General features: G+C 71.2%; 21 protein-coding genes and 2 pseudogenes. 8 read left to right on the top strand and 15 right to left on the bottom strand.

From position 1 onward, the window contains the following. The 3 genes from tgmA to GWI24_RS18520 all read left to right on the top strand — a co-directional run. Positions 1–328, top strand: a 328-nt coding sequence (tgmA, locus tag GWI24_RS18530; RefSeq protein WP_210947058.1) for a putative ATP-grasp-modified RiPP, incomplete at its 5' end; no start/stop codon positions are given. After that, the gene (gene tgmB, locus GWI24_RS18525) at positions 325–1,278 is read left to right on the top strand and encodes an ATP-grasp ribosomal peptide maturase (protein ID WP_210947057.1); all 954 of its coding nucleotides are present in this window, start codon (positions 325–327) and stop codon (positions 1,276–1,278) included. The genes tgmA and tgmB, both read left to right, overlap by 4 nt. Then, positions 1,266–2,420 (top strand): methyltransferase domain-containing protein, encoded by a 1,155-nt coding sequence (locus GWI24_RS18520; protein ID WP_210947056.1) that lies wholly within the window; start codon positions 1,266–1,268, stop codon positions 2,418–2,420. Before tgmB ends, GWI24_RS18520 begins: the two co-directional genes overlap by 13 nt. Before the next feature lie 376 nt (positions 2,421–2,796). On the opposite strand, the pseudogene GWI24_RS45325 reads toward GWI24_RS18520, so the two are convergent. Next, positions 2,797–3,001: pseudogene (locus tag GWI24_RS45325) on the bottom strand (LysR family transcriptional regulator); the annotation flags it as partial. Positions 3,002–3,102: 101 nt separating this feature from the next. Between GWI24_RS45325 and GWI24_RS18510 the strand changes: the two are divergent. Beyond that, positions 3,103–4,191, top strand: coding sequence for a zinc-binding alcohol dehydrogenase family protein (locus GWI24_RS18510; RefSeq protein ID WP_210947055.1), 1,089 nt, complete (start codon positions 3,103–3,105; stop codon positions 4,189–4,191). 121 nt (positions 4,192–4,312) lie between these two features. Here the strand turns inward: GWI24_RS18510 and GWI24_RS18505 are convergent, their stop codons facing one another. From GWI24_RS18505 to GWI24_RS18455, 11 genes are all read right to left on the bottom strand, one after another. Then, entirely contained in the window at positions 4,313–5,143 is an 831-nt protein-coding gene (locus GWI24_RS18505) for a sugar phosphate isomerase/epimerase (RefSeq protein ID WP_210947054.1), read from the bottom strand. Then, the gene (locus GWI24_RS18500; protein WP_210947053.1) at positions 5,143–6,309 is read right to left on the bottom strand and encodes a dihydrodipicolinate synthase family protein; all 1,167 of its coding nucleotides are present in this window, start codon (positions 6,307–6,309) and stop codon (positions 5,143–5,145) included. The genes GWI24_RS18505 and GWI24_RS18500 overlap by 1 nt, the downstream gene beginning before the upstream one ends. Before the next feature lie 72 nt (positions 6,310–6,381). Continuing rightward, positions 6,382–7,542 (bottom strand): Gfo/Idh/MocA family protein, encoded by a 1,161-nt coding sequence (locus GWI24_RS18495; protein ID WP_210947052.1) that lies wholly within the window; start codon positions 7,540–7,542, stop codon positions 6,382–6,384. Positions 7,543–7,659: 117 nt separating this feature from the next. Continuing rightward, positions 7,660–9,474, bottom strand: coding sequence for a hypothetical protein (locus GWI24_RS18490; protein ID WP_210947051.1), 1,815 nt, complete (start codon positions 9,472–9,474; stop codon positions 7,660–7,662). Beyond that, a complete protein-coding gene (locus tag GWI24_RS18485; RefSeq protein WP_210947050.1) occupies positions 9,471–10,055 on the bottom strand; it encodes a hypothetical protein in 585 nt (194 codons plus the stop codon). Before GWI24_RS18485 ends, GWI24_RS18490 begins: the two co-directional genes overlap by 4 nt. A gap of 2 nt (positions 10,056–10,057) precedes the next feature. After that, the gene (locus GWI24_RS18480) at positions 10,058–10,930 is read right to left on the bottom strand and encodes a carbohydrate ABC transporter permease (protein ID WP_037953065.1); all 873 of its coding nucleotides are present in this window, start codon (positions 10,928–10,930) and stop codon (positions 10,058–10,060) included. After that, positions 10,927–11,889 carry a carbohydrate ABC transporter permease gene (locus GWI24_RS18475; protein WP_210947049.1) on the bottom strand — a complete coding sequence of 321 codons (963 nt, stop codon included), beginning with the start codon at positions 11,887–11,889 and terminating at the stop codon, positions 10,927–10,929. Before GWI24_RS18475 ends, GWI24_RS18480 begins: the two co-directional genes overlap by 4 nt. Next, positions 11,886–13,175: an ABC transporter substrate-binding protein gene (locus GWI24_RS18470; RefSeq protein ID WP_210947048.1), complete on the bottom strand. Its 1,290-nt coding sequence runs from the start codon at positions 13,173–13,175 to the stop codon at positions 11,886–11,888. Before GWI24_RS18470 ends, GWI24_RS18475 begins: the two co-directional genes overlap by 4 nt. Positions 13,176–13,236: 61 nt before the next feature. After that, complete coding sequence (locus GWI24_RS18465; RefSeq protein ID WP_210947047.1) at positions 13,237–13,995, bottom strand: cupin; 759 nt, start codon at positions 13,993–13,995, stop codon at positions 13,237–13,239. 5 nt (positions 13,996–14,000) lie between these two features. After that, positions 14,001–14,948, bottom strand: a complete 948-nt coding sequence (locus tag GWI24_RS18460; RefSeq protein ID WP_210947046.1) for a PmoA family protein — start codon at positions 14,946–14,948, stop codon at positions 14,001–14,003. Between the two features lie 7 nt (positions 14,949–14,955). Beyond that, positions 14,956–16,113 (bottom strand): Gfo/Idh/MocA family protein, encoded by a 1,158-nt coding sequence (locus GWI24_RS18455; RefSeq protein WP_210947045.1) that lies wholly within the window; start codon positions 16,111–16,113, stop codon positions 14,956–14,958. A gap of 180 nt (positions 16,114–16,293) precedes the next feature. Here GWI24_RS18455 and GWI24_RS18450 point away from each other — a divergent pair, with 180 nt between their 5' ends. Then, on the top strand, positions 16,294–17,343 hold the full coding sequence (locus GWI24_RS18450) for a LacI family DNA-binding transcriptional regulator (protein ID WP_210947044.1): 1,050 nt from the start codon (positions 16,294–16,296) through the stop codon (positions 17,341–17,343). Positions 17,344–17,440: 97 nt separating this feature from the next. Here GWI24_RS18450 and GWI24_RS18445 read toward each other — a convergent pair whose 3' ends face one another. From GWI24_RS18445 to GWI24_RS18435, 3 genes are all read right to left on the bottom strand, one after another. Continuing rightward, positions 17,441–17,731, bottom strand: coding sequence for a hypothetical protein (locus tag GWI24_RS18445; RefSeq protein WP_210947043.1), 291 nt, complete (start codon positions 17,729–17,731; stop codon positions 17,441–17,443). Further along, the gene (locus GWI24_RS18440; RefSeq protein WP_210947042.1) at positions 17,728–18,321 is read right to left on the bottom strand and encodes a hypothetical protein; all 594 of its coding nucleotides are present in this window, start codon (positions 18,319–18,321) and stop codon (positions 17,728–17,730) included. Before GWI24_RS18440 ends, GWI24_RS18445 begins: the two co-directional genes overlap by 4 nt. Before the next feature lie 167 nt (positions 18,322–18,488). After that, positions 18,489–19,721 carry a helix-turn-helix domain-containing protein gene (locus GWI24_RS18435; protein WP_210947041.1) on the bottom strand — a complete coding sequence of 411 codons (1,233 nt, stop codon included), beginning with the start codon at positions 19,719–19,721 and terminating at the stop codon, positions 18,489–18,491. 259 nt (positions 19,722–19,980) lie between these two features. Here GWI24_RS18435 and GWI24_RS18430 point away from each other — a divergent pair, with 259 nt between their 5' ends. From GWI24_RS18430 to GWI24_RS18420, 3 genes and pseudogenes are all read left to right on the top strand, one after another. Next, a complete protein-coding gene (locus GWI24_RS18430) occupies positions 19,981–20,931 on the top strand; it encodes a helix-turn-helix domain-containing GNAT family N-acetyltransferase (RefSeq protein ID WP_247616554.1) in 951 nt (316 codons plus the stop codon). A 6-nt stretch (positions 20,932–20,937) separates the two neighbouring features. Further along, a pseudogene (locus GWI24_RS18425) lies at positions 20,938–21,165 on the top strand (RNA polymerase sigma factor); the annotation flags it as partial. Positions 21,166–21,469: 304 nt separating this feature from the next. Beyond that, positions 21,470–22,354, top strand: an 885-nt coding sequence (locus GWI24_RS18420) for a methyltransferase (RefSeq protein ID WP_374103313.1), incomplete at its 3' end; no start/stop codon positions are given.

Raw genomic sequence — 22,354 nt, 5'->3', positions numbered from 1 at the left:
CAGTGCCGGAGAGGCGCTTCCCCAACCATCGAGTGAGAGGAAAAACATGCAACTGGTTGCGCCCCTTCCCCTTCAGGCCAGTGCCCCTGTCAGCACCGCGCCGAGCAGCATCCGCCCGTACGCGTTAGCCGGAGCGCACTTCCGGCCCGCCGCGTCGGCCGCGGTTCCGCAGCCTCGCCCGGTCTATGACCCCGTCAGCCAGACGGCCAGGTTCGAGGACGGCACTCCGCTGACGACCATGGCCACGTCCCAGAAGACCAACCAGGACGGCGATATCAAAAACCCTCCGCCGAGCGATGAGGGCGGGGACCCCGGAGCGATTGAGTGACCAACACCGTTCTGGTAGTGGATGGCCCCTTCGAGGCGGGCACCGATCTCGTCGTGGAGGGGCTGTCCTCTTCCGATATCCCCGTGTTCCGCATGGATACCGCTGACTTCCCTCGCGAACTGGAGCTACGGGCCAACAACGTTGACGGCCAGTGGGTTGGCTCGCTCTCCAACAAGCACAGGAGCGTCGCGCTGGCCGACATCAAGGCGGTCTACTGGAACCGGCCGAGTCTGTTCCGGTTCCCCGAGCTGTCGGAGTCGGACGCCCACTGGGCGCGGGGCGCTGCCCGCATCGGCCTCGGCGGCGTGCTCATGAGTCTCGCCGCCCGGTGGATGAATCACCCGTCCAGAGCGTCTGTCGCGGAATTCAAACCTCAGCAGCTCCGCACCGCACGCTCCATGGGGCTCGCCACTCCCCGCACTCTGATCACAAACTCCGCGGATGAGGTGTGGGCCTTCTCGGAGAACGTCGAAGCCCCATTGATCACCAAGCCACTGGGGGCATCGCACGTTGCCCACTCCCGGGGCTCGGAGACCATGTATACGCGCGAGGTCGACCTTGACGTCCTGGGCGGCGTGGAGCTCACCGCACACCTGTTCCAGGAGCGTGTCCCCAAGCAGTACGAAGTGCGCCTCATCGTCGTAGACGACACCTGCCACAGCGTGAAGATCAAGGCGCACAGCGAGGCCGCTCGCACGGATTGGCGGTCCGACTACGACGCGCTGGAGTACGAGCCGATCGAGACGCCAGCCGATGTCATCAACGGAGTGCGCGGGTACATGGCTCGACTGGCCCTCACCTACGCTGCGATGGACTTCATCGTGCAACCGGATGGTCGGTGGACCTTCCTGGAGGCAAACCCCTCGGGCCAGTGGGCATGGCTCAACAGTCCGGAAATCCCCCTAGCTGCTTCGATCGCTCAAACCCTGGAGAACTGGTGTCGCCGGTGAACTGGAAACCGCTCGCTGAGAATCTGGCAAGCATCCTGGAGGGCTCGGACGACCTGGTCTCCCCTCACTGGAAGCAGGCGTTCGAGGAAGTGCCTCGGCACGTCTTCGTCCCACGCTATTTTCAGAATCAAGGGGGCGTACCCACTCGATGGAAGCCGCTCGACGCCGCTTACGGCGGAGACTGGCTCAACCCCATCTACACCAACGCCACACTCGTCACCCGCCTCGACCCGGAGATGGCGAAGTCCGCGGATGGGCTGTTCACCGGCGTCCCCACGTCGTCCAGCACACAGCCGAGCCTCACGGCCCGGATGCTGGAAGCCCTTGACGTACAACCTGGAGACCGGGTCCTCGATGGGGGCACTGGTACTGGCTACCAAACCGCCCTCATCGCTCACCGCCTGGAGAGCGCTGACCAGCTCGTGACGGCGGACATTGACCCGGATGTGACGTCCGAAGCCCTGCTCAACCTGGAGGCCATCGGCATCACACCGAACGTACTCACCGTGGACGTGAGGGACTGGACTTGGCCGCCGGAGTCGTTCGACAAGGTGATCATTACGTGTGCCCTCCCAATGATCACGGAGACATTGAGGTCTGCGGTCGCTCCCGGGGGGCGACTCGTCTCGAACCTCTTCCCGCCGCTGAGCGGGGGCCTGGCCGTCCTCGACCGCATGCCGGACGGGAGCCTGGAAGGGCGCTTCCAGGCGGGCGGCGGGTCCTTCATGGCGGCACGCACGGCGGCCCAGGCCCCTCCCCCGCCGCTTGTGTCGGGACCGGTAGACGCACTCAGGGAATCCCAGGTGCCAGTCACAGCCTTCGACAGCTACCACTTCACCTTCCTGCTGGCGTCCGCGCTGCCCGGGGCGGTGCTCCAGTACGGCACTGACGACGAGGGGCACACTATGCGTCGTCTGGTCATGCCCGACGGGGCGTGGGCTGAGGGCATCTTCGTGGGCGAACAGACGCAGTTCCGCGAGACGGGCGAGCGCGGCATCTGGGACACCGTTGAGGGTTGGTGGGGGTGGTTCGTTGATCACAACATGCCGACATGGGATCGCTTCGGCCTGACGGTCTCGGACGAAGAGCATCGCCTCTGGTACGAGACACCTCAGGGCCTCTCGTGGCGGCTGCCTGTGTGAGTGAGGCGCGTAACCAGAGCACGAAGGGTCCCCTCCCGACAGGAGGGGCCCGCTGTTCCCGGCCGTCGGCTACACCGCCGCCTCGCTGTCCGATTGGAGAGTTGCTCGCCGAGATGTCTGAGTGGGCCGAGGGCGAGCCGCTGGACTTCGATCACGTCACCCGGTGCATCTCCAGCCCCGACTTGGCAGGCTTCGTGCCAGCGGTAACCGTCTGACCCAGCTACTCGAAGAGGATTCCCGCTTCCCGTGCAAGGCTCAGGGCCAACTCCATCTGCCCTGGGCCTTGCACAGTAGCGCCCTTGAGGCTCGCGCCTCCGCCAACATCAACGAGCGTGCAATTCTCGAACCGCGCAGTACCGACCTGGCAGTTGGCCCACGCGTGCCGCAGCAGGGTCAAGCCGGACGGGGTGAGCCGTACCCCGTCCGGGCGGCGTTCGCACAAGGTGGTGCCCACGCTGCGTTCGAGGGCGGCGGCCTGGCGTGAGACGGCCGACTGCGTGTAGCCGAGTCGGGCAGCTGCCGGACTCAGCGATCTGCGCGATCTGCCGCAGGACCCGCAGTCCCGCGCTGGAGATGTCCATGCGGCGTACGCATACCAGGAATGCCAGATCATCGCTTCCCGCATGCCCACCCAGCTCCTAGTTTCGATCCCACGAGCACGGACGAACACGGAGGTCATCACGTGCGAGCAGCAGTTCTGCCGCAGTTCGACGCCCCGCTCACGGTGCGGGAGGTGCCCGACCCCGAGGCCAGGGGCGGTGAGGTCCTGGTCGAGGTCCTCGCCACCTGCGTGGCGCCCTACGCGGCCGAGGTCTTCAGCGGCAAGCGGAACTACCCCCTCGTCCCTCCTGTCGTGCCCGGTATCGGCGGCGTGGGGCGGATCATCCACGTCGGCCCGGACGCCACCCGGCTGCGCACCGGCGACCTGGTGTGGTGCGACTCGACGGTGCGCTCGCGGGACGACGCCCTGACGCCCGACATCACGCTCCAGGGCTGGAGCTCGCGCGGCGAGGGCGGCGCGCGGCTCGCCCGGTACCTGCACGACGGTTCGTTCGCCGAGCTCATGCGGGTCCCGACGGAGAACGCCTTCCCGCTGCCCACCGTGGCAGGGGACGATCCGGCCCGCTGGGCCGCACTCAGCGTGCACGCCATCTCCTACGGCGGGCTGCTGGCAGGCGGGCTCGCGGCCGGCGAGACGCTGCTCGTCAGCGGGGCCACCGGCAACCTCGGCAGCAGCGCGGTCGCGGTCGCGCTCGCGATGGGAGCGGGCCGCGTGGTCGCCCCGGGCCGCAACCAGGCCGCGCTCGACCTCCTCACCGACCGGTTCGGCCCGCGTCTGCGCCCGGTCCCGCTGACCGGAGACGAGACCACCGACCGTGCGGCGATGTCCGCGGCGGCCGACGGCCCGATCGACATGGTGATCGACCTGCTCCCGCCGAGCGCACCCAGCTCGGCGGCGCGCGCGGCGGCCATGACCGTGCGCGAGTACGGCCGCGTCGTCCTCATGGGCGGCGTCGGCATGCTCGGCGGCGACGACCTCGCACTCCCGTACCCATGGATCATGCGCAACTCGATCACCGTGCGCGGGCAGTGGATGTACCCGCGCACAGCCAACGTCGGCATCATCCGGCTCCTCGCCTCGGGCGCTCTGGATCTCGCCCCCGAACGGGTCCGGTCGTTCGACCTCGATGCCGTCAACGACGCCATCGCGTACGCCGCCGCGCACGGCGGCCCGTTCGACCGCACCAGCCTCACCCCAGCGGCTGGCTGACAAGGCCCACTGATCCCCCCACGGGGCCCGGCCGGTTACTGCTTCCTGGCGAAGCTCCCCGCGCCGGGGGGCGTTTCGGCGGCCTGGACGCACGCCTGCCCAACACACCCCGAAGCGGTCGCTACAGCACCAGCGTCCGGTAGCGGTCGGCGACCTCCGCCAGGACCTCCGCGCCGTCCCGGGCCCACAGGTCCGGGTTGAAGATCTCCACCTCGATCGGGCCGGTGTAGCCCGTCGCGTCGACCCGCTCGCGGAACCAGCGGAAGTCCACCGATCCGTCGCCGAGTTGACCCCGGCCCAGCAGGACGCCCTCCGGGAGCGGCGTGACCCAGTCGGCGAGCTGGAAGGCGGCGATGCGGCCGCCCGCGCCCGCACGGGCGATCTGGTCCGCGACCGTGTCGTCCCACCAGATGTGGTACGTGTCCACGACCACGCCCACCTGCTCCGCCGGGAAGCGCTCCGCCAGGTCGAGGGCCTGGGCGAGGGTGGAGACCACGCACCGGTCGGACGCGTACATGGGGTGCAGGGGCTCGATGGCCAGGCGGACGCCGTGGTCTGCGGCGTACGGGGCGAGCTCCCCCAGCGCCTCGGCGATGCGCTCGCGGGCGGCGAAGAGGTCGCGGCTGCCGTCCGGGAGTCCGCCGGAGACCAGGACCAGGGTGTCGGTGCCCAGGGTGGCGGCCTCATCGATGGCCCGGCGGTTGTCGGCCAGGGCCGTGGCGCGCGCCTCGGGCTCGCTCGCGGTGAAGAAGCCACCCCGGCACAGGCTGGTGACGGTCAGGCCCGCGCCGCGCACCAGCTCAGCGGCCGCCTCCACGCCGTACTTCTGGACCGGCTCGCGCCACAGGCCCACGCCGGTGACGCCCGCCTTGACGCAGCCCTCCGCCAGCTCGGGCAGCGACCACTGCTTGATCGTTTCCTGGTTGAGGCTCAGCCGGGACAGCGCGCTCATCAGGCCACTCCGTACACGGACAGCAGGTGCTTCATACGTGATTCCGCCAGCGCCGGATCCGGGAACAGGCCCAGCCCGTCCGCCAGTTCGTACGCCCGCGCCAGATGCGGCAGCGAACGGGCCGACTGGAGGCCGCCGACCATGGTGAAGTGCGACTGGTGGCCCGCCAGCCAGGCCAGCAGCACCACACCCGTCTTGTAGTAGCGGGTCGGGGTCTGGAAGAGGTGGCGGGAGAGCTCCACCGTCGGGTCCAGCAGACCCCGGAAGGCGGCGGTGTCGCCGGTGTCGAGCCTGCGCACCGCCTCCGCCGCCAGCGGGCCCAGCGGGTCGAAGATGCCGAGCAGGGCGTGGCTGAAGCCCCGGTCGTCACCCTCGATCAGCTCGGGGTAGTGGAAGTCGTCGCCCGTGTAGCAGCGCACCCCGTCCGGCAGCTTGCGCCGCAGGTCGATCTCGCGCTGGGCGTCGAGCAGGGAGACCTTGATGCCGTCCACCTTGTCGGGGTGGGCGGCGATGACGTCGAGGAAGGTACGGGTGGCGGCGTCCAGGTCGGTGCTGCCCCAGTAGCCCTCCAGGGCCGGGTCGAACATCGGGCCCAGCCAGTGCAGGATCACCGGCTCGGCGGACTGGCGCAGCAGATGGCCGTAGACCTCGAGGTAGTCCTCGGGGCCCTTGGCCACGGCGCACAGGGCGCGCGAGGCCATCAGGATGGCCTGGGCGCCGGACTCCTCGCAGACGGCCAGCTGCTCCTCGTACGCCGCGCGGACCTCGTCCAGGCCGTACGGATAGCCGATCTCGGTGGTGGACAGCTGGTCGGTGCCCACGCCGCAGGCGATCCGGCCGCCGACCGCCTGCGCCTCGGCCGCCGAGCGGCGGATCAGCTCGGCGGCGCCCGCCCAGTCCAGGCCCATACCGCGCTGGGCGGTGTCCATGGCCTCGGCCACGCCCAGCCCGTGGGACCACAGGTGGCGGCGGAAGGCCAGGGTGGCGTCCCAGTCCACGGCGGCCGGGCCGTCGGGGGTCACATCGGCGTACGGGTCGGCCACCACATGCGCGGCCGAGAAGACGACGCGGGAGGTGAAGGGGGCCCCGGGGGTCAGCGACAGCGGCTCGGTGCGGGGTTCGTAGGGGCGGGTCGTACCGCCCGGCGCGGGAAGGTGGATGGTCACAGGCTCAGCTCCGGTACGTCCAGGCGGTGGATGGTCACAGGCTCGGCTCCGGTACGTCCAGGCGGTGGATGGTCACAGGCTCAGCTCCGGTACGTCCAGCCGGCGGCCCTCCGCCGACGACTTCCATCCCAGCTCGGCGAGCTGGACGCCGCGCGCGCCGGCCAGCAGGTCCCAGCGCCAGGGCTCGTCGAGCGCGACATGGCGCAGGAAGAGCTCCCACTGCGCCTTGAAGCCATTGTCGAACTCCTCGTTGTCCGGCACCTGCTGCCACTGGTCGCGGAACGCCTCGGTGGCGGGCAGATCGGGGTTCCAGACCGGCTTGGGAGTGTGCGAACGGTGCTGGACGCGGCAGTTGCGCAGGCCCGCGACGGCCGAGCCCTCGGTGCCGTCGACCTGGAACTCCACCAGCTCGTCGCGGTTGACCCGGACCGCCCAGGAGGAGTTGATCTGGGCGATGACGCCGCCCTCGAGCTGGAAGACGCCGTAGGCCGAGTCGTCGGCGGTGGCCTCGTACGGCTTGCCGCGCTCGTCCCAGCGGGTCGGGATGTGGGTGGCGGCCTGCGCCTGGACGGTGCGCACGGGGCCGAACAGCTCGTGCAGCACATACTCCCAGTGCGGGAACATGTCGGAGACGATGCCGCCGCCGTCCTCGGCGCGGTAGTTCCAGGAGGGCCGCTGGGCGGCCTGCCAGTCCCCCTCGAAGACCCAGTAGCCGAACTCCCCGCGCACGGAGAGGATTCTGCCGAAGAAGCCGCCGTCGATGAGGCGCTTCAGCTTCAGCAGCCCCGGCAGGAAGATCTTGTCCTGGACCACCCCGTGCTTGACGCCCGCCGCCTCGGCCAGCCGGGCCAGCTCCAGGGCCCCCTCCAGACCGGTGGCGGTCGGCTTCTCGGTGTAGATGTGCTTGCCCGCCGCGATGGCCTTCTTGATGGCCTCCTCGCGGGCGGCGGTGACCTGCGCGTCGAAGTAGATGTCGACGCCGTCGTCGGCCAGGACCGCGTCCAGGTCGGTCGAGACGTCCGCGACCGGGTCGAGGCCGTGGTGCTCGGCGATCTCCTTGAGCGCGTGCTCCCGGCGGCCGACGAGCAGTGGCTCGGGCCACAGCACGGTGCCGTCGCCGAGGTCCAGGCCGCCCTGTTCGCGAAGGGCGAGGAGAGAGCGGACGAGGTGCTGGCGGTAGCCCATCCGGCCGGTCACACCGTTCATGGCGATCCGCACTGTCTTGCGTGTCACGTGGGTTCTTCTCCTCACCGCGAGTGATAGTAAGCGCTTTCTAAAACCAACGCTAGCCGCCCCGCCCCATCCCTGTACAGAGCGAACACAGGGGCGAGGCGGGGGGCGGTCAGCGCTTCAGCGCAGGGTCAGCCGGTAGCGCAGCGGCGAACGCCCGGTGATCAGGACCCGCTGCCCCGCCGGGGTCAGATCGCCGCCCATCCAGCTGTAACGCTCGCCGGAGTCCACGACGGCGGGCTGGCGCGGGCCGCTGCCGTTGCCGGGCCCGAAGGTGATCACGTCATCGCCGGACGTATAGGTCCCGTAGCCCTTGACCAGCTGATACGTGTCCTTCTGGCCGGGCACGGGGTCGACCCCGGTCAGCTTTCCGCCGCTGCGGAAGCAGAGTTCGAGGGCGAGCGGGACCTCGGACTCGCCGATCTCGAGGTCCAGGTTCCAGCCGCCGTCCGCCTCCGCGATCCGCACCTCGGTGCGCAGGGCGCGCCACTCCTTGGGGCGGTGCGGAAAGTCCATCGCGGACCAGAACCGGCCGTCGTCGGTGAGCGGATACCGCCCGTCGGGGCGGCGGTGCTGGGGCGGCAGCGGGAGGTGGAATCCGGCCCGCACCTCGGCCCACAGCCGCCAGCCGTCCGCCGTGCGCTCCACGTCCTCGGCCCGGAAGTGGCCGAGCGAGAAGAACTGCGGGGACAGCCGGAGCGAGTCGAGGATGGCCGCGCCCTTGCGCCACTTGAAGAACGTCGGGTTGGTGGACAGGCCCGAGGAGATCGCGTGGACATCGGGGAAGTCGGTGCCGCCGAAGATCGTGGTCCGTGTCCTCCCCTTCGCGATCCGGACCAGCCCGCAGTCCTTGTCGCGCCAGGTGAACTCCCCCGGCGCACCGGTGGCCCCGGGCAGCGGCGCGGCCAGCTCCGGATGGTCCAGCACCTCGGCGAGGAAGTCCCCGAGCGGGGTCTCGTCGAAGGTCTGGTCCGCCCCGCGCCGCTGGATGGTGGCGGCCACGTCCGCGAACCGCCCGTCCCGCTCCCGGAGCGCCAGGGCCCGGAACTGCAGCCAGTACTCGGACAGATGCTTGACCGTCTTCTGGTCCTGGCGGCGCGAATGCACCGTCTCCACCTCCCCGTCGGGCTCCAGGAGGTGAAGGGTGGCGTCCAGGTTGCGGCGTACGTGCGCGTAGAGGGCCGGGCGCTCGGTGAGCCGGGCCAGGGTCAGCAGCGAGGGGTTGGTGACGATGGGCGCGTAGGTGGCGCTGCGCTCGCTGTACTGGCCGCTGTCGTACTGGTCGATGCCCTCGGCCAGCCAGGCGTCGATACGGCGGGTGTAGCGCGCGTCGGGCCAGAAGGAGTTGATCCGGGCCAGCGCGGCGCACACCTTCCAGCGGTGGTTGGGGGTGTGCACCCCGCCGTTGGACAGGCCCTTGCCCGCCTTGAGCAGGATCTTCTTCAGGGTGGCGCGGATCGCCCGGGTACTGGTGTGGCCGTCCGCGTCCAGCAGGCCGTACACCAGCCCCAGATCGACGATCGAGAAGGCGGTGTCCGGGGGCGAGTGGACCGCGCCCTGGTCGTAGAGGCCGTCGTCGAACTGGGCGGCGGCCAGCGCGTCCACCAGCCGGGTCATCGGCGCGATCAGCGCGCCGTCGTGGTGGTGGGCGGCGTCGCCCCACACATGGACGGAGGTGAGCAGCCGCAGGCCGCGGGCGGCGGAGCGGGCCTTGCCGAGGTTGTTCAGCTCGCCCAGGACCGTCTCGAGCCCGTCCACCACCTCGGCCACCCGGGCGTCGGCCGCCCCGGTGAGCAGGGCCAGGAACGGCTTGTCGACCCGGGCCTCGGCCGAGGCCCGGCCCTCGGCCGAGGCGCCGCCCGGGGCGCCGACGGCCAGCAGTCCGCCCGCCACGGCGGTCCCGGCGAGCAGATGACGGCGGGGCAGGGGGGTCATAGGTGGTGCTCCATGGCTCGGGCCGCCAGGGCGAGGGGGCCGGGGACGAGGAAGGCGAGCGGCGGATAGGCCCAGGCGCAGACGGCGGCCGTGGCCACGGCCAGCAGCAGCACACCGCTCGCCCGGGGCCTGCGGACGCTGTCGTACGCCGCCGAGCGCAGCGCCACGCGCCAGCTCGTGGCCGACTCGGGGCGGGCGCAGGCCCGCAGCAGCACGATGGCGAGCAGCCCGCCAGCGATCAGCAGCACGGGCCGGAAGACCACCGCGCCCGGCAGCCCCGCCCCCGCCGCGAGCGCGTTGAACAGCAGCAGGGCGCCGCCGGCCAGCAGCCCCGCCCCGGCCAGCAGATCGCCGGTGCGCAGCCGGTCCCGCAGCGCGCGGAGGTAGCCGCCCGCCGTGGTGGGCGCGTCCTGGCGCACCCGCCGGTCGAGGACGGCGCAGGCCGTGGACATCGCGGCCGGGGCGGTGAGGAGGGGCAGCGAGGCGGCGGCGGTGGCCAGGCCCACGGCCAGGACGTCGGCGAAGAGCGCGAAGCGCGGGCCGAACAGCTCACCGGGTTCGCGTTTGGTGGCGGTGGCCATGCTCATCCCTTCAGTCCGGAGCTCGCCATGCCCTCGACCAGGAACCGCTGGAAGGCGAGGAAGAAGAGCACGATGGGCAGCAGCGCGAAGACCGACATCGCGAACATCGGGCCGAAGGCCGACTGGCTGGAGGCGTCCACGAAGGACCGCAGGGCCAGGGTCAGGGTGAACTTCTCCGGCTCGAAGAGGTAGATGAGCTGGGTGAAGAAGTCGTTCCAGGTCCAGATGAAGGTGAAGATCGCGGTGGTGATCAGGGCGGGCCTGGTCAGCGGCAGGATGACGCTGAAGAACGAGCGGAACGGCCCGCAGCCGTCGATCCGCGCCGCCTCCTCCAGCTCACGCGGCAGTCCGCGCATGAACTGCACGATGAGGAAGACGAAGAAGGCGTCGGTGGCGAGGAACTTCGGCAGGATCATCGGCCAGTAGGTGTTCACCATGCCGAGCTGGTTGAAGATGATGTACTGCGGAATGAGGATGGCGTGGTGCGGCAGCATGATCGTCGCGATCATGAACGCGAAGAGCGGACCGCGCATCCGGAACCGCAGCCGCGCGAAGGCGTACGCGGCGAGCGAGCAGCTGATGACGTTGCCGAGCACCGCGCCGCACGCGATGAGCAGCGAGTTCCACAGCAGCCGTCCGACGCTGACCTCGTTGACCCCGTCCAGCGCGGTGGAGTAGTTGCCCCATTCGAAGTGGCTGGGCAGCAGCTTCAGGCTGGCGATGACCTCGTCGGCGGGTTTGAACGAGGTGGCCAGCAGCCAGGCCAGCGGATAGAGCATCACCAGCAGCACGGCGATCAGGCAGATGTGCAGCACGATCCGGCCGGTGGGGCGCCGTCGCGCCGCCGGGGCGGTGGTGATCGGGGCGGTGGTCATCGGGCCCCCTCGTCGTTGTCGTTGGCGTAGAAGACCCAGGCCCGGGAGGTGCGGAAGAGCACCGCGGTGACGACCCCGATGGCCAGCAGCAGCGCCCACGCCATGGCGGAGGCGTAGCCCATGTGGGAGGCGGTGAAGCCGCGGTCGTAGAGGTAGAGCGTGTAGACGAGCGTGGAGTCGGCGGGTCCGCCCTTGCCCGCGCTGACCGCGAAGGCGGGGGTGAAGACCTGGAACGCCTGGATCATCTGGAGCACCAGGTTGAAGAAGAGCACCGGGGAGAGCATCGGGATGGTGATCGAGCGGAACTGCCGCCACCAGGAGGCCCCGTCCACCGCGGCCGCCTCGTAGAGCTCTACGGGTATCTGCTGGAGCCCGGCCAGGAAGATCACCATGGGGGCGCCGAACTGCCAGATGGTGAGCAGCGCGACCGACAGGATGGCCCAGCCGGGTTTGTTGATCCAGCCGCCGATGTCGATGCCCATGCCGGAGAGCAGGTTGTCGACCGAGCCGCCGTCGTTGAAGATCGCCCGCCAGACCAGGGCGATGGACATCGACGCGCCGAGCAGCGAGGGGGCGTAGAACGCCGAGCGGTAGAAGCCCTTGCCGCGCTTGACCGACTTCAGCGCGATCGCGACGGCCAGCGCCAGCAGGAGCTGCAGCGGCACCGCGATCACGACGTAGGTCAGGGTCGTGATGACCGACCGCCAGTAGCGGGGGTCCTCGGTGAACATCTGGGTGTAGTTACGGAAGCCGATCCACCGGGGCGCGTCGAACATGTCGTAGTCGGTGAACGACAGATACAGGGACACGGCCATGGGCAGCAGCGTCAGCACGGCGGCGCCGAGCACCCATGGGGACAGGAACACCCAGGCGGCCCCCTGCCGCTCGCGCTTGCGAGCCCGCTTGCCGCCGGTGGCGGGGGGCGCGGCTTCCGGGGGGCGGGTCGCGGTCGCGGTCATTGCCTCAGCTCCGCCTTCGCCTCGGTGATGTAGTTCTCCGCCGCCTCACGCGGCGACATGCGCTCGTAGCTGACCTGGTCGTAGTCGCGCGAGAAGGTGGACTGCAGGGAGGCGTCACCCTTGGGCGGGGCGGGCGGCGGATCCTTGAGCTTGCCCTCGAACTGCTTCTGGTAGGTGGAGATGACCTGGTCGAAGCCCTCCAGCTTGGGCAGCACGTCCTGCCGGATGGCGTCGTTGGCCGGGATGCCGCGGGTGGCGCCGAGGATGGCGCCCGCCTTCTTGTCGTTGAGCAGGAAGTCGATGAACTGGGCCGCCTGCTTGGGGTGTGCGGTCTTGGCCGAGGCGCCGAAGAACATCGACGGTTTGAAGTACTGCCCGGGGGTGCCGTCCTCGCCGACCGGCAGCGGCGCCAGCTTCAGCCCCTCGCCGACGATGGGCGCGAAGCCGCTGGAGGGGGCGTCCCAGTTGAAGTCGGAGACGGACTTCAGCCGGCCCAGCGGGGTGTTCTCCACCGTCCCGTCCATCTGGGTGGTCTGCTCGGCGGGCACGACCGCGCCCTCCTCGCGGAGCTTGGTGCACCATTCCCAGTAGCGGGTCAGGTCGGCTGCGGTGAAGCCGAGCTTCTCGTCCTTGGTGTAGAGGGACTTGCCCCGGCTCCGCAGCCAGATCTCGAAGACGTCCTCGCTCTGGCCCGGGTCGGTGGAGCCCACCCGTCCCTGCGTCGCCTTGGACGCCGAGAGCTTGCGCATGGCGTCGGCCCAGTCGCCCCAGGTCCAGGTCAGGGTGGGTTCGGGGACGCCCGCCTTGCGCCACAGCGCGGCGTCGTACGCCACCGTCTCGGTGCCGCGGGCCACCGGGAGCGCGTACTGCTCGCCGTCGACCACGCCGGTGGCCAGCAGCCCCTTGTCGATCTCCGAGGTGCGCAGCTCGGGGTGTTCGCCGAGGTCCAGCAGGATGCCGGAGGTCGCGTACTGGTTGATCTGCCGGTAGTCGAGCTGCATCACATCGGGGGCGTCACCGCCCGCCGCCTGGGTGGCCAGCTTCGCCTTGTAGGTGTCGAAGCCCGCGAAGGACGTCGCGATGTCGATGTCGGGGTGGCGCTGCTCGAAGAGCTTGACGGCCTCCTCGGTGCGGGCGGCCCGGTCGGGGTTTCCCCACCAGGTGAACCGCAGGCTGACCTTGCCGCCAGAGCCGCCGCCGCCATCGCCGCCGCAGCCCGTGAGGGTCCCTCCGAGCGTGAGCACAAGGGCCAGGGCGCAGGACCTCGTTGTCCTGTTTCCGCGCATACCGGAGCCGACCTCCCTCCATGATCATTTCGTTGAACGTGCGTGGTGGTGCCTACGGCGGCTATTCGCCGTAGTACGGGAGCGTGACGCCGGGCAGTTCGTACTCGTCCCGGCGGCCGCACATGCCGTAGCCGCCCCGGCGGCTGGGCCCGGTCGCGGTGACCCGCGCCTCGGCGAGATGCGCGGGGTCGCCCGCGGCGAGCGCGGTGAGCTGCTCACCGGTGCGGCGGGCGGCGGCGAGCGCCCCGTCCCGCCAGCGCGGCTCCCACTCCTTCACCTTGGGTGCCACGATCCGCGCCGCCGCCTCGTGGAAGGCGCGCAGCGGTGCGTCGTCGCCCCTCTCGGCGGCGGCCCGCAGCGTCAGATAGCCCTCGATCGCGAGGTCCCGGCGGCGCCGGGCGGCCGCGTCGGCCTCCGGCCCCTCCTTGGCGGGCAGCGCGGCGGCGGCCGCATAGCGCTCGGGGTCGGCCAGCACCTCGGGCGGGAAGGTGAAGACGGCGTCCCCGGCCTCCGGCAGCCCGCTGTTCTGCATCAGCACGGTCACCTTGAGGCCGCCGCCCTGCACCATGCGGTGGATGGTGCCGGGGGTGAACCACACCACCGAGCCCGGCTCCAGCGGGGTCTCGGTGAAGCCGTCCGCGAGGGTCAGGGTCTGCACGGCGCCGCGTCCGGCGGTGACCACATACGCCTCGGTGCAGGCCAGATGGAGATGGGGGCTGCCGCCGCACACCCCGTCGGCGGCCTCCCACTCGTACGCGCTGATGTGGGAGAGACCCACACCGCCCGGCAGCGGGGCAAACATCTCGGACGAGGCAGCCATCGTGCTCACCACCCGTGGTTCTTGAGGTAGTTCTCCGCCCGCGCCCGGTCCCAGGCGCCGTCGGCGACCACCACCCGGTAGCGGTAGCCGAAGGACTCCCCCGGCGGCAGCTCGAACTCCTCGAAGAACGCCCAGGAGGGGGCCACCGACGGGATCGGCTCGGAGCGCACGAACCAGTGGGAGGCGTGGATGGATTCGGCGTTCTCCGGGGCGTGGGCGAACAGCAGCGTGGAGTGCCCGTCCACGTCGTCGTGCTCACCGGTGAAGGCGACCCAGGGGGCGTCGGCGGCCGGGGTGCCCATCAGGTCCGAGGCGCCCTTCTCGCCGTCGCCGCCGCGCCCGTCCGGGCCGATGACGTCGCCGCCGGTGAAGTCGCGCGGGCCGCGCCAGTTGAGCCCGGTGTACCCGGCCATCTCCCGGCCCGCGGTGGTCGGGGAGCCGAAGTGCAGGGCCTCGCCGCGGATGTTGGTGAGGTGGATGGACCAGTCCAGGGCCCAGGTGCCCTCGTCCGGCTCCACCGAGTGGAGTTCGATGGTGCGCAGCTCCCGCGCCCACTCCTGGCCGCCGTTCTCCACCCAGGTGAGGTTTTCCACGAAGCGCAGCCGGTCCTCGGCGACGGTGAACTCCTCGAAGCCGTCGTGGCGCATCGAGCCGACGCGCTCCTCGACCCGCTGGTAGCCCTGGTCGGGGCCGAGGTAGGAGTTGCCGCCCCAGAAGTTCTGGCCGGACAGATGGCTGGAGGTCATCTGGAGGCCCTTGTGCCAGCGGTGGTCGTTCGGCCGGTAGCCGGAGACCGGGTTCCCGGCGAGGGTGCGCAGCGGGTGGGCGTAGGGCTTACGGGCCTCGAAGGCGTCCGGGTCGGGCCGGTAGACGTAGGCCATCAGCTCGACGCCGGCGGCGGCGACCGAGATCTGTTCGCCGTGGGTGTGGGTGACGGTGATGCGCTGGGTCATGGCGGCCTCAGCTCTCCTTCGTGGTGGCGGTCGCTGCCTTCGGTGCCCATGCGGGGTGGTCGCCGTGCATGGCGTCGTAGTACGGGTCCCCGGGCACGATCTCGCCCGCGCGCACGGGCCGCCCGGTGAAGGCCGCCTTGTAGAGCGCGGCGATGAACTCGAGGGTGCGCCGGGCGTCCTGCCCGCTGCCGGGCGGCCGTACGCCGTCGCGCATCGCGTCCAGCAGCCCGGTCAGCTGGGCCCCGTGGGAGCTGGGCAGATCGGCGGCCGGGGTGCGCCAGCGCCGCTGCCGGGCCGGCTCGTCGCGGACGTGCGGGGCGGGGGTGTAGACCCAGTCGTCGTTGCGGTGGCCGTAGAGGTGGGTCAGCTCGACGGTGGCGTCCGCGCAGTCGATGCGGATCCGGCTGACCTCGTCGGGCGAGAGCACGCTGTTGACGACGGTGGCCATGGCGCCGTTCTCGAACCGCACCAGCGCGGTGGAGACGTCCTCGCTCTCCACGGCGTGGACCAGCCGTCCGGCCATGCCGCGGATCTCGGTCCAGTCGCCGAGGAGGTGGAGCAGCAGATCCATCTGGTGGATGCCGTGGCCCATGGAGGGGCCGCCGCCCTCGGTCTCCCAGCGGCCGCGCCAGGGCACCGCGTAGTAGGCGGTGTCGCGGTGCCAGGTGGTCTGGCAGTGGGCCACCAGCGGCCGGCCCAGGGCGCCCTCGGCCAGCAGCTCGCGGGCGTGGACGGCGCCCGAGCCGTAGCGGTGCTGGAAGACCACCGAGGCGTACGGGCCACCCGCCTCCTTCTCGGCCCCGGCTATCTCGTCGTACTCGGCGAGCGTGAGGCACAGCGGCTTCTCGCACAGCACCCAGGCACCGGCCTCGAGGGCGGCCACGGTCTGTTCGCGGTGCAGGGAGGGCGGGGTGCCGATGAGGACCAGGCCGGGGCGCTCCGCCTCCAGCATGGCGGCCACATCGGAGTAGCCGGTGACGTCGAAGGTGCCGCCCTCGGCCGCCGCGGCGCGGAAGGCGTCGAGCCGGTCCGCGGCCACGTCTACGGCGGCGACGAGGTCCACACGGTCGGCGTGATCACGCAGTGCGGGCAGATGGCTGCCGCTGACGATTCCTCCGGTGCCGACCACTGCGGCACGGATACGGGCGGTGGCTGCTGCGGCCATGGGCTGAGGTCTCCTCGCCGTCGCCTGGGGTAAGCGCTTGCTGGGGAGGACCCTAGGCATGGTCCGGATGACAGGACAAGACCCTGGAGTGCAGAATCGCGCTGCTCATGGAGTGAGAGCATGGAGGCGCCCGACCAGCGCGCGCGGTGTACCAGAAGGTGACCACCCAACGGAGGAAATATGGCAGTGACCCTGGCCGATGTGGCGGCACGGGCTCGGGTCTCGGCGGCCACCGTGTCGCGCGTCCTGAGCGGCAACTACCCGGTCGCGGAGTCGACCCGGACCCGGGTGCTGCGTGCGGTCGACGAGCTGGAGTACGTGGTCAACGGCCCGGCAAGCGCTCTCGCCGCCGCCACGTCCGATCTGGTCGGGGTGCTCGTCAACGACATCGCGGACCCCTTCTTCGGGATCATCGCGGGCGCCGTACAGGCCGAAATGGTCACCCCGGCCGGGGAGTCGGGCCGGGGCGGCGAGAAGCTCGCGGTCATCTGCAACACCGGTGGCTCGCCCGAGCGCGAGCTCAACTACCTCACCCTGCTGCAGCGGCAGCGCGCGGCCGCCGTCGTGCTCACCGGCGGCGCGGTCGAGCACCCCGACCACGCCGCCGCCGTGGCCACCAAGGCGTCCCGGCTGGCCGCCTCCGGCACCCGGGTGGTGCTCTGCGGGCGCCCGCCGATCGAGGACGCCACCACCCTCACCTTCGACAACCGCGGCGGCGCCCGCCGGCTCACCGAGCATCTGCTGACCCTCGGCCACCGCCGGATCGGCTATGTGGCGGGCCCCGCCGAGCGCACCACGACCCGCCACCGGCTGGAGGGCCACCGGGCGGCGCTGGCCGCCGCCGGAGCGGACCAGGACGCGGAGCGGCTGACCGTCCACGGCCTGTACGACCGCGCCTCCGGCTATGACGCCACCCTCGAACTGCTGCGCCGCGACCGGAGTCTGACGGCCATAGTCGCCGCCAACGACACCATCGCGCTCGGCGTCTGCGCCGCCCTGCGCGACCAGGGACTGCGGATCCCCGAGGACGTCTCGGTCGCGGGCTTCGACGACCTCCCGTTCAGCGCGGACGCGGTCCCGGCCCTCACCACGATGCGGCTGCCGCTGCACGAGGCGGGCGCGCGGGCGGGGCGGCTGGCCCTGGGCCGCGAGCCGCAGCCGCCGGGCGGGGTGGCGATGGTCCGGGCCGAGCTGATGGCCCGCGCCTCCACGGCGCCGCCGCGCGGCTGAGCGATGCACTCCGTGCGGGGCGGGCCTCCTCCGTACGGAGGGTGGGCCACCGGCGCCGTCACTCCGGCGGGGCCCGGAGCCCAGTAGCCCACCCCGTCTACGCACCGGTCCGCTGACGGGGCGCGCGGATCACCGGGGGGTCGCCGTCCGGCGGGGCGGGGCGCTGTGCGGCGCGGGCCGCCTCGCACGAGGGGGCGCAGACGTACAGCTGGTACGTCACGGTGACGCTGCCGTAGTCCACCTCCACCGTGCAGATCGGCCGGTCCGCGTAGAGGCGTGCCGCACACAGGGCGCAGTTCCAGGCCTGGAGCTGGCCGAAGACCCACTTCCTGCCCGGGGTCTGTAGTTCCGCTATCCGCTCCCGCTCGGTGCGCTCGTCCTCCGTCACCGGGTGTGCCCCCGTTCGCGGGCGCGGCGCATGGCGGCGGCCTCGGCGACCGGGTCGCGCCGGTAGTCCAGGGCATGGGGAGGGCAGGCGTACACCGTGCGGCCGGGTCCACTGCCGCCGTGCTGGACGTCGACGACGACCGGCTCGTCGGTGGGCAGCTCGCAGCGATAGCAGGTCTGGCGCCCCTGTGGGACCGGGCCGTATTCGACGCGGTCGGCCTCGGCCAGTGCTCCCCACAGCTTCCAGGCGTCGGTGAGGTAGTGGTCGGCCGAGAGCGGCACGCGCCAGTGGGTGCCGGGCGGCGCGTTCCAGGAATTGGGCGGCACGCCGAGGTAGGTGCACTCGTCCGCCAGCTCGGTCAGGACCCGGACCTGCCGCAGGTGCCGGCCCGTGGCGGAGCCCACCTCGATGAGCCAGTACAGGGTGCCGTACTTGTCCTGGATGACGGCGCCGGTCTCGTCCCCGAGGAGTTTTAAGGCACGTTCCCCGACGGTCGGCGCCGCCCGTACGGCGTCCCACCACTTGCCTGCGGGTAACGCCTGGACGTCTGTGGCGGGCGGCGGTGTCCACGGCAAGGCTCTGGTTGTCACGTCCGGCTCCCCTGCTGATCCGCGAGGGGCGGCGCCGGCCAGGTTCCTGGCGGGAGCGAGGGCCGACGCCGCCGCGATGCGGATCACGCTAGGTGTGCGTGCGATCACATCCCAGTGACGAAGTGCCGTAGTCCAGCCTCAGTTTTCGGCGGGACTACGGCACTTGTTCATGCCGCCGGGTCTACGCCCAGCCGCACCGCGAGCTTCCGCAGGCCTCGGTCGCGACGCCGCTCATTCTCCAGCAGTCCCCCCACTGTCGAGGCGGCGAGCATCTGATGTGTCAGCCACTCAGGATGCTCCTGTTCGAGGGTTAGCAGCACGTCGCGGGCTCCCTCGTCGTCATGTGTCTGGTAGCGGGCGAATGCCAGATCCAGCCGGTGCCTGGCACGCGAGATCTTCCACGGCAGCTCATCCAGATTGACCCCACTGGCTGTGGCCAAAGCCTTGTCCGGATGGCCGAGCGACACCTGAACGGTGGTGGCCTGCATGCCCACACTCGCTGGGCCGAAGGCGGTGCCTCGCACCCGTACCGCCCCGGACAGCGCGGCCGCAGCCTCCGCCTGCCTGAGGAATGTGAGCGCGTCATCCCTTGCGCTGTCGGACTCATCGCGATGCGCCCGTGACGCCGAGACAGCACCGGACAGCAGCAGGATCCCGAAGATCGCGAACTTCTCGGGACTGCGGCCGGAGAGCCGCGGCTCGATCTCGGCCGCCTTGCGGGTTGCGACCTGCTGGGCCTCACTCCATCGGCCTTGCCGCAGGAGCACAAGCGAAAGCGTCGAGACGGCGAGAGCATGCCACAGCTCGTCACTGGCGTGCGCGGTGGCATGCATAGCTCGCTCCACCGCGGTGTATGCCAGATCGGTCTGCCCCAACTGTGCGGCCACGTCAGCGACGATGATGTGAGCAGCAGCGGACATCGACCACACCGTGTCGTGGTCGGGGCCGCCCTCGGCTTCACGGGTGGCCGCCTTCAGATCGGTAACGAGCCCGGGCAGCATGCTGACCAGGTTGGTGAACTGTCCGAGCCGATAGTGCCTCTGGGCCTGCTCCAGAACCGGGCGGAGATCGTCCGGTCTGGGCGCGTCACTGTCCACGCCGCACAGGTCCAGCCCTGGCAGATTGCTCGGGGCCTGGATGGCAGCCCGCAACGCGATGACCCCGCCGTCGGGCGCGAGGGATTGCGTCATGGTGGGCTGGCCCAGCAAGCGGGCGAGCTCGATATCGAGTGCACCCGCGAGCTTCTGATACGTGGCGATCCTGGCTCCCCGTTGGGTGTCCTGCTCCAACCTGCGGATGGTGTCGACGGACACGCCAGCGCGTTCGGCGAGTTGCTCTTGCGTGAGGTCGCGAATGCCACGAAGTCGGGCTAGTCGCTTACCAACGGACAGATCAGTCATGCGATACACCACCGCCAGAAGGTCTTTGGGCCACGGTACGCCCGGAGAGGGGAGCCGTGGGAGCCCAGTAGGCGTCGGGCACACGAAAGAGCCCCCTCGCCCGGCCCGCAGGCGGGGCGAGCTCGGGCCGCGCCGGCGTTGCGGTCGCCGCCGCCGACATCTTCCCTCCCCCGGGTCGGGACCCCCTCTTCCCAAACACTTGATCGGACGCAACTATAAGGTCAAGCAAAATCGACACAGGGGTACGGAGGGGTGCCGGATGGAGCCGCGCGACGATCTTGACCTGGCCGTGGACGAGGTACGCGACTTCAACCGGATGTACACCCGGCTGATCGGCGTCCTCGACTACCCCGGGCAGCTCAACACCCCGTACACGCTGGGCGAGGCCCGCATCCTCTACGAGCTGGCCCAGCGCGAGCGCACCCATGTCTCGGCGCTCCGGGAGCACTTGGGGGTCACCGCCGCGCATCTGAGCCGGACGCTGAGCCGGTTCGAGGAGCGCGGGCTGGTGACGCGCGAGCGCCACCACCGCGACGCCCGCTTCCAGGAGGTGCTGCTCACCACGGAGGGCCGGGCGGCGGCGGAGGACCTGGACCGACGCTCGCGGGAGGCCGTGACCGGGCTGCTGGCCAAGGTCCCCCGGAACGAGCTGGGGCGGCTGCGGGAGGCGCTGGCCACCGCCCGGGGCGTGTTCACCGGCCCGGCCGAGCCCGAGGTGCGGCTGCGCGGGCCGGAGCCGGGGGACCTGGGCTGGATCGTGCAGCGCCACGGCGCCGTATATGCCCGGGAGTTCGGGTGGAACGCCGAGTTCGAGGCCCTGGTGGCCCGGATCGTCGGGGAGTTCGGCGCGAGCCACGACCCGGCCCGCGAGCGGGCGTGGATCGCGGAGCTCGACGGCCGCCCCGTCGGGTCGGTGATGTGCGTACGCGACGAACGGCCCGATACGGCCCGGCTGCGGCTGCTACTCGTGGAGCCGGAGGCCCGCGGGCGGCGGATCGGCGAGCGGCTGGTGGGCACGTGTATCGACTTCGCGCGCGAGGCGGGCTACCGCGAGCTGGTGCTGTGGACCAATGACGTCCTGACCTCCGCCCGCCGGATCTATGAGCGGGCCGGGTTCGAGCTGATCACCGAGAAGCGGCACGGGGGCTACGGCTCGCCCCTGGTCGGCCAGGACTGGCGACTGGTGCTCCAGGACGCCGCGCGGGGCTGAGGGCACGATCCGGATGCCGTCTGGCAGCTCTTCGACGAGTACGCCTCGGTGATCTACCGGCACGCCGTCCGGCGGACCGGCGACTGGGTCATGGCCGACGACATCGTGTCGCTGACCTTCCTGGCGGCATGGCGGCTGCGCGAGCGGCTGCTTCCGGGTGACGGCGGCCCGCGCCCGTGGCTGCTGGGCATCGCGACGAACGTCACGGGCAACACCGCGCGGGCGGCGCAGAGGGGAAGTGGCGGCACGGGCGATTGACGCGGGCGTCACCCCCGACCGGAAATCCGCTCGCGCGGAGGGCCCGGTACCGGAAGGATCGGCGCACACGCACCGGCCCGTACAGCACCCGGGCATCGCACGGGCGACGTACGGACGACGCATCCGTGCGGCGCGTCGGAACGGCACAAGAGCAAAGGGCGTACCCCTGAGTACCCAGCAGGTCATCGAGTGGACCGAGGACGGCCGGACCCGTACCGCCCAGTGGCGCTCCGAAAGCGGCGCGCCGCCGCCCCGGCGGGTCGCGATCGCGGACGACCGGATGCCCGCCGACACCGCCCACCGCCTCGTCTGCGAGGGCACCGCGCTGCTGTGGCGCGGCGACTACCAGGGCGCCCGTCAGCTGCTGACGGCGCTGGCGCGCCGGATCGACCGGGGCCCGCGCCGGGCCAAGGAGGGGCGGCCACCGGCGGCGTCCCCGACCGAGGCGTTCCACCGGCACCGCCAGGCCCAGTCCCGGCGGGCCCGGCTGCTGGGGATGGTGCTGGTGCCGCTGGACGCGGACTTCGGCGTTCCGCTGCGCCGGGCACCGGACGTACGGCAGGCGTGCACCGAGGCCTACGGCCCGGCGCAGGGCCCCTCGGTGGTCTCGCTCCGCGAGTTGCTCGGGCTGATCGGCGCGCATGAGTGGCGGGAGAAGGGCGTCAAGGTGCGGGCACTGGGCGGGGACCGCGTCCATCCGCACTACGGGGTCTTCTCGCCGGTGCGCGGCGAGTACGTCGACCTGGTGGCCGAGGCCCCGCTGCCGTCCCGCGAGCTGGCCTTCGACATCGGCACCGGAAGCGGCGTCCTGGCCGCCGTCCTCGCCCGGCGCGGCATCGAGCGGGTGGTGGCCACCGACCAGGACGCGCGGGCGCTGGCGTGCGCCCGGGAGAACGTGGCCCGGCTGGGGCTGGCCGAGCGGGTCGAGGTGGTCGAGGCCGACCTCTTCCCGCCGGGCCGCGCCCCGCTGGTGGTCTGCAACCCGCCCTGGGTCCCGGCCCGGCCCTCCTCACCGCTCGAATACGCCGTCTACGACCCGTCCGGCCGTATGCTGCACGGCTTCCTGAACGGGCTGGCCGGGCATCTGACCCCCGGCGGCGAGGGCTGGCTGATCCTCTCCGACCTCGCCGAACACCTCGGACTGCGGCCGCGCGCCGAACTGCTG

The organism is Streptomyces sp. MK37H, assembly GCF_018035285.1.
Lineage (GTDB): Bacteria > Actinomycetota > Actinomycetes > Streptomycetales > Streptomycetaceae > Streptomyces > Streptomyces endocoffeicus.
Note: the sequence above shows the minus strand (reverse complement) of the source record. Positions and strands in the feature narration are given on the sequence as shown.

Coding starts and splice junctions, on each gene's coding strand:
- GWI24_RS18460 (WP_210947046.1), bottom strand. CDS start 14,948: ATGACCCAGCGCATCACCGTCACCCACACCCACGGCGAACAGATCTCG.
- GWI24_RS18455 (WP_210947045.1), bottom strand. CDS start 16,113: ATGGCCGCAGCAGCCACCGCCCGTATCCGTGCCGCAGTGGTCGGCACC.
- GWI24_RS18485 (WP_210947050.1), bottom strand. CDS start 10,055: ATGGCCACCGCCACCAAACGCGAACCCGGTGAGCTGTTCGGCCCGCGC.
- GWI24_RS18505 (WP_210947054.1), bottom strand. CDS start 5,143: ATGAGCGCGCTGTCCCGGCTGAGCCTCAACCAGGAAACGATCAAGCAG.
- GWI24_RS18435 (WP_210947041.1), bottom strand. CDS start 19,721: ATGACTGATCTGTCCGTTGGTAAGCGACTAGCCCGACTTCGTGGCATT.
- GWI24_RS18480 (WP_037953065.1), bottom strand. CDS start 10,930: ATGACCACCGCCCCGATCACCACCGCCCCGGCGGCGCGACGGCGCCCC.
- GWI24_RS18465 (WP_210947047.1), bottom strand. CDS start 13,995: ATGGCTGCCTCGTCCGAGATGTTTGCCCCGCTGCCGGGCGGTGTGGGT.
- GWI24_RS18475 (WP_210947049.1), bottom strand. CDS start 11,889: ATGACCGCGACCGCGACCCGCCCCCCGGAAGCCGCGCCCCCCGCCACC.
- GWI24_RS18470 (WP_210947048.1), bottom strand. CDS start 13,175: ATGCGCGGAAACAGGACAACGAGGTCCTGCGCCCTGGCCCTTGTGCTC.
- GWI24_RS18490 (WP_210947051.1), bottom strand. CDS start 9,474: ATGACCCCCCTGCCCCGCCGTCATCTGCTCGCCGGGACCGCCGTGGCG.
- GWI24_RS18450 (WP_210947044.1), top strand. CDS start 16,294: ATGGCAGTGACCCTGGCCGATGTGGCGGCACGGGCTCGGGTCTCGGCG.
- GWI24_RS18430 (WP_247616554.1), top strand. CDS start 19,981: ATGGAGCCGCGCGACGATCTTGACCTGGCCGTGGACGAGGTACGCGAC.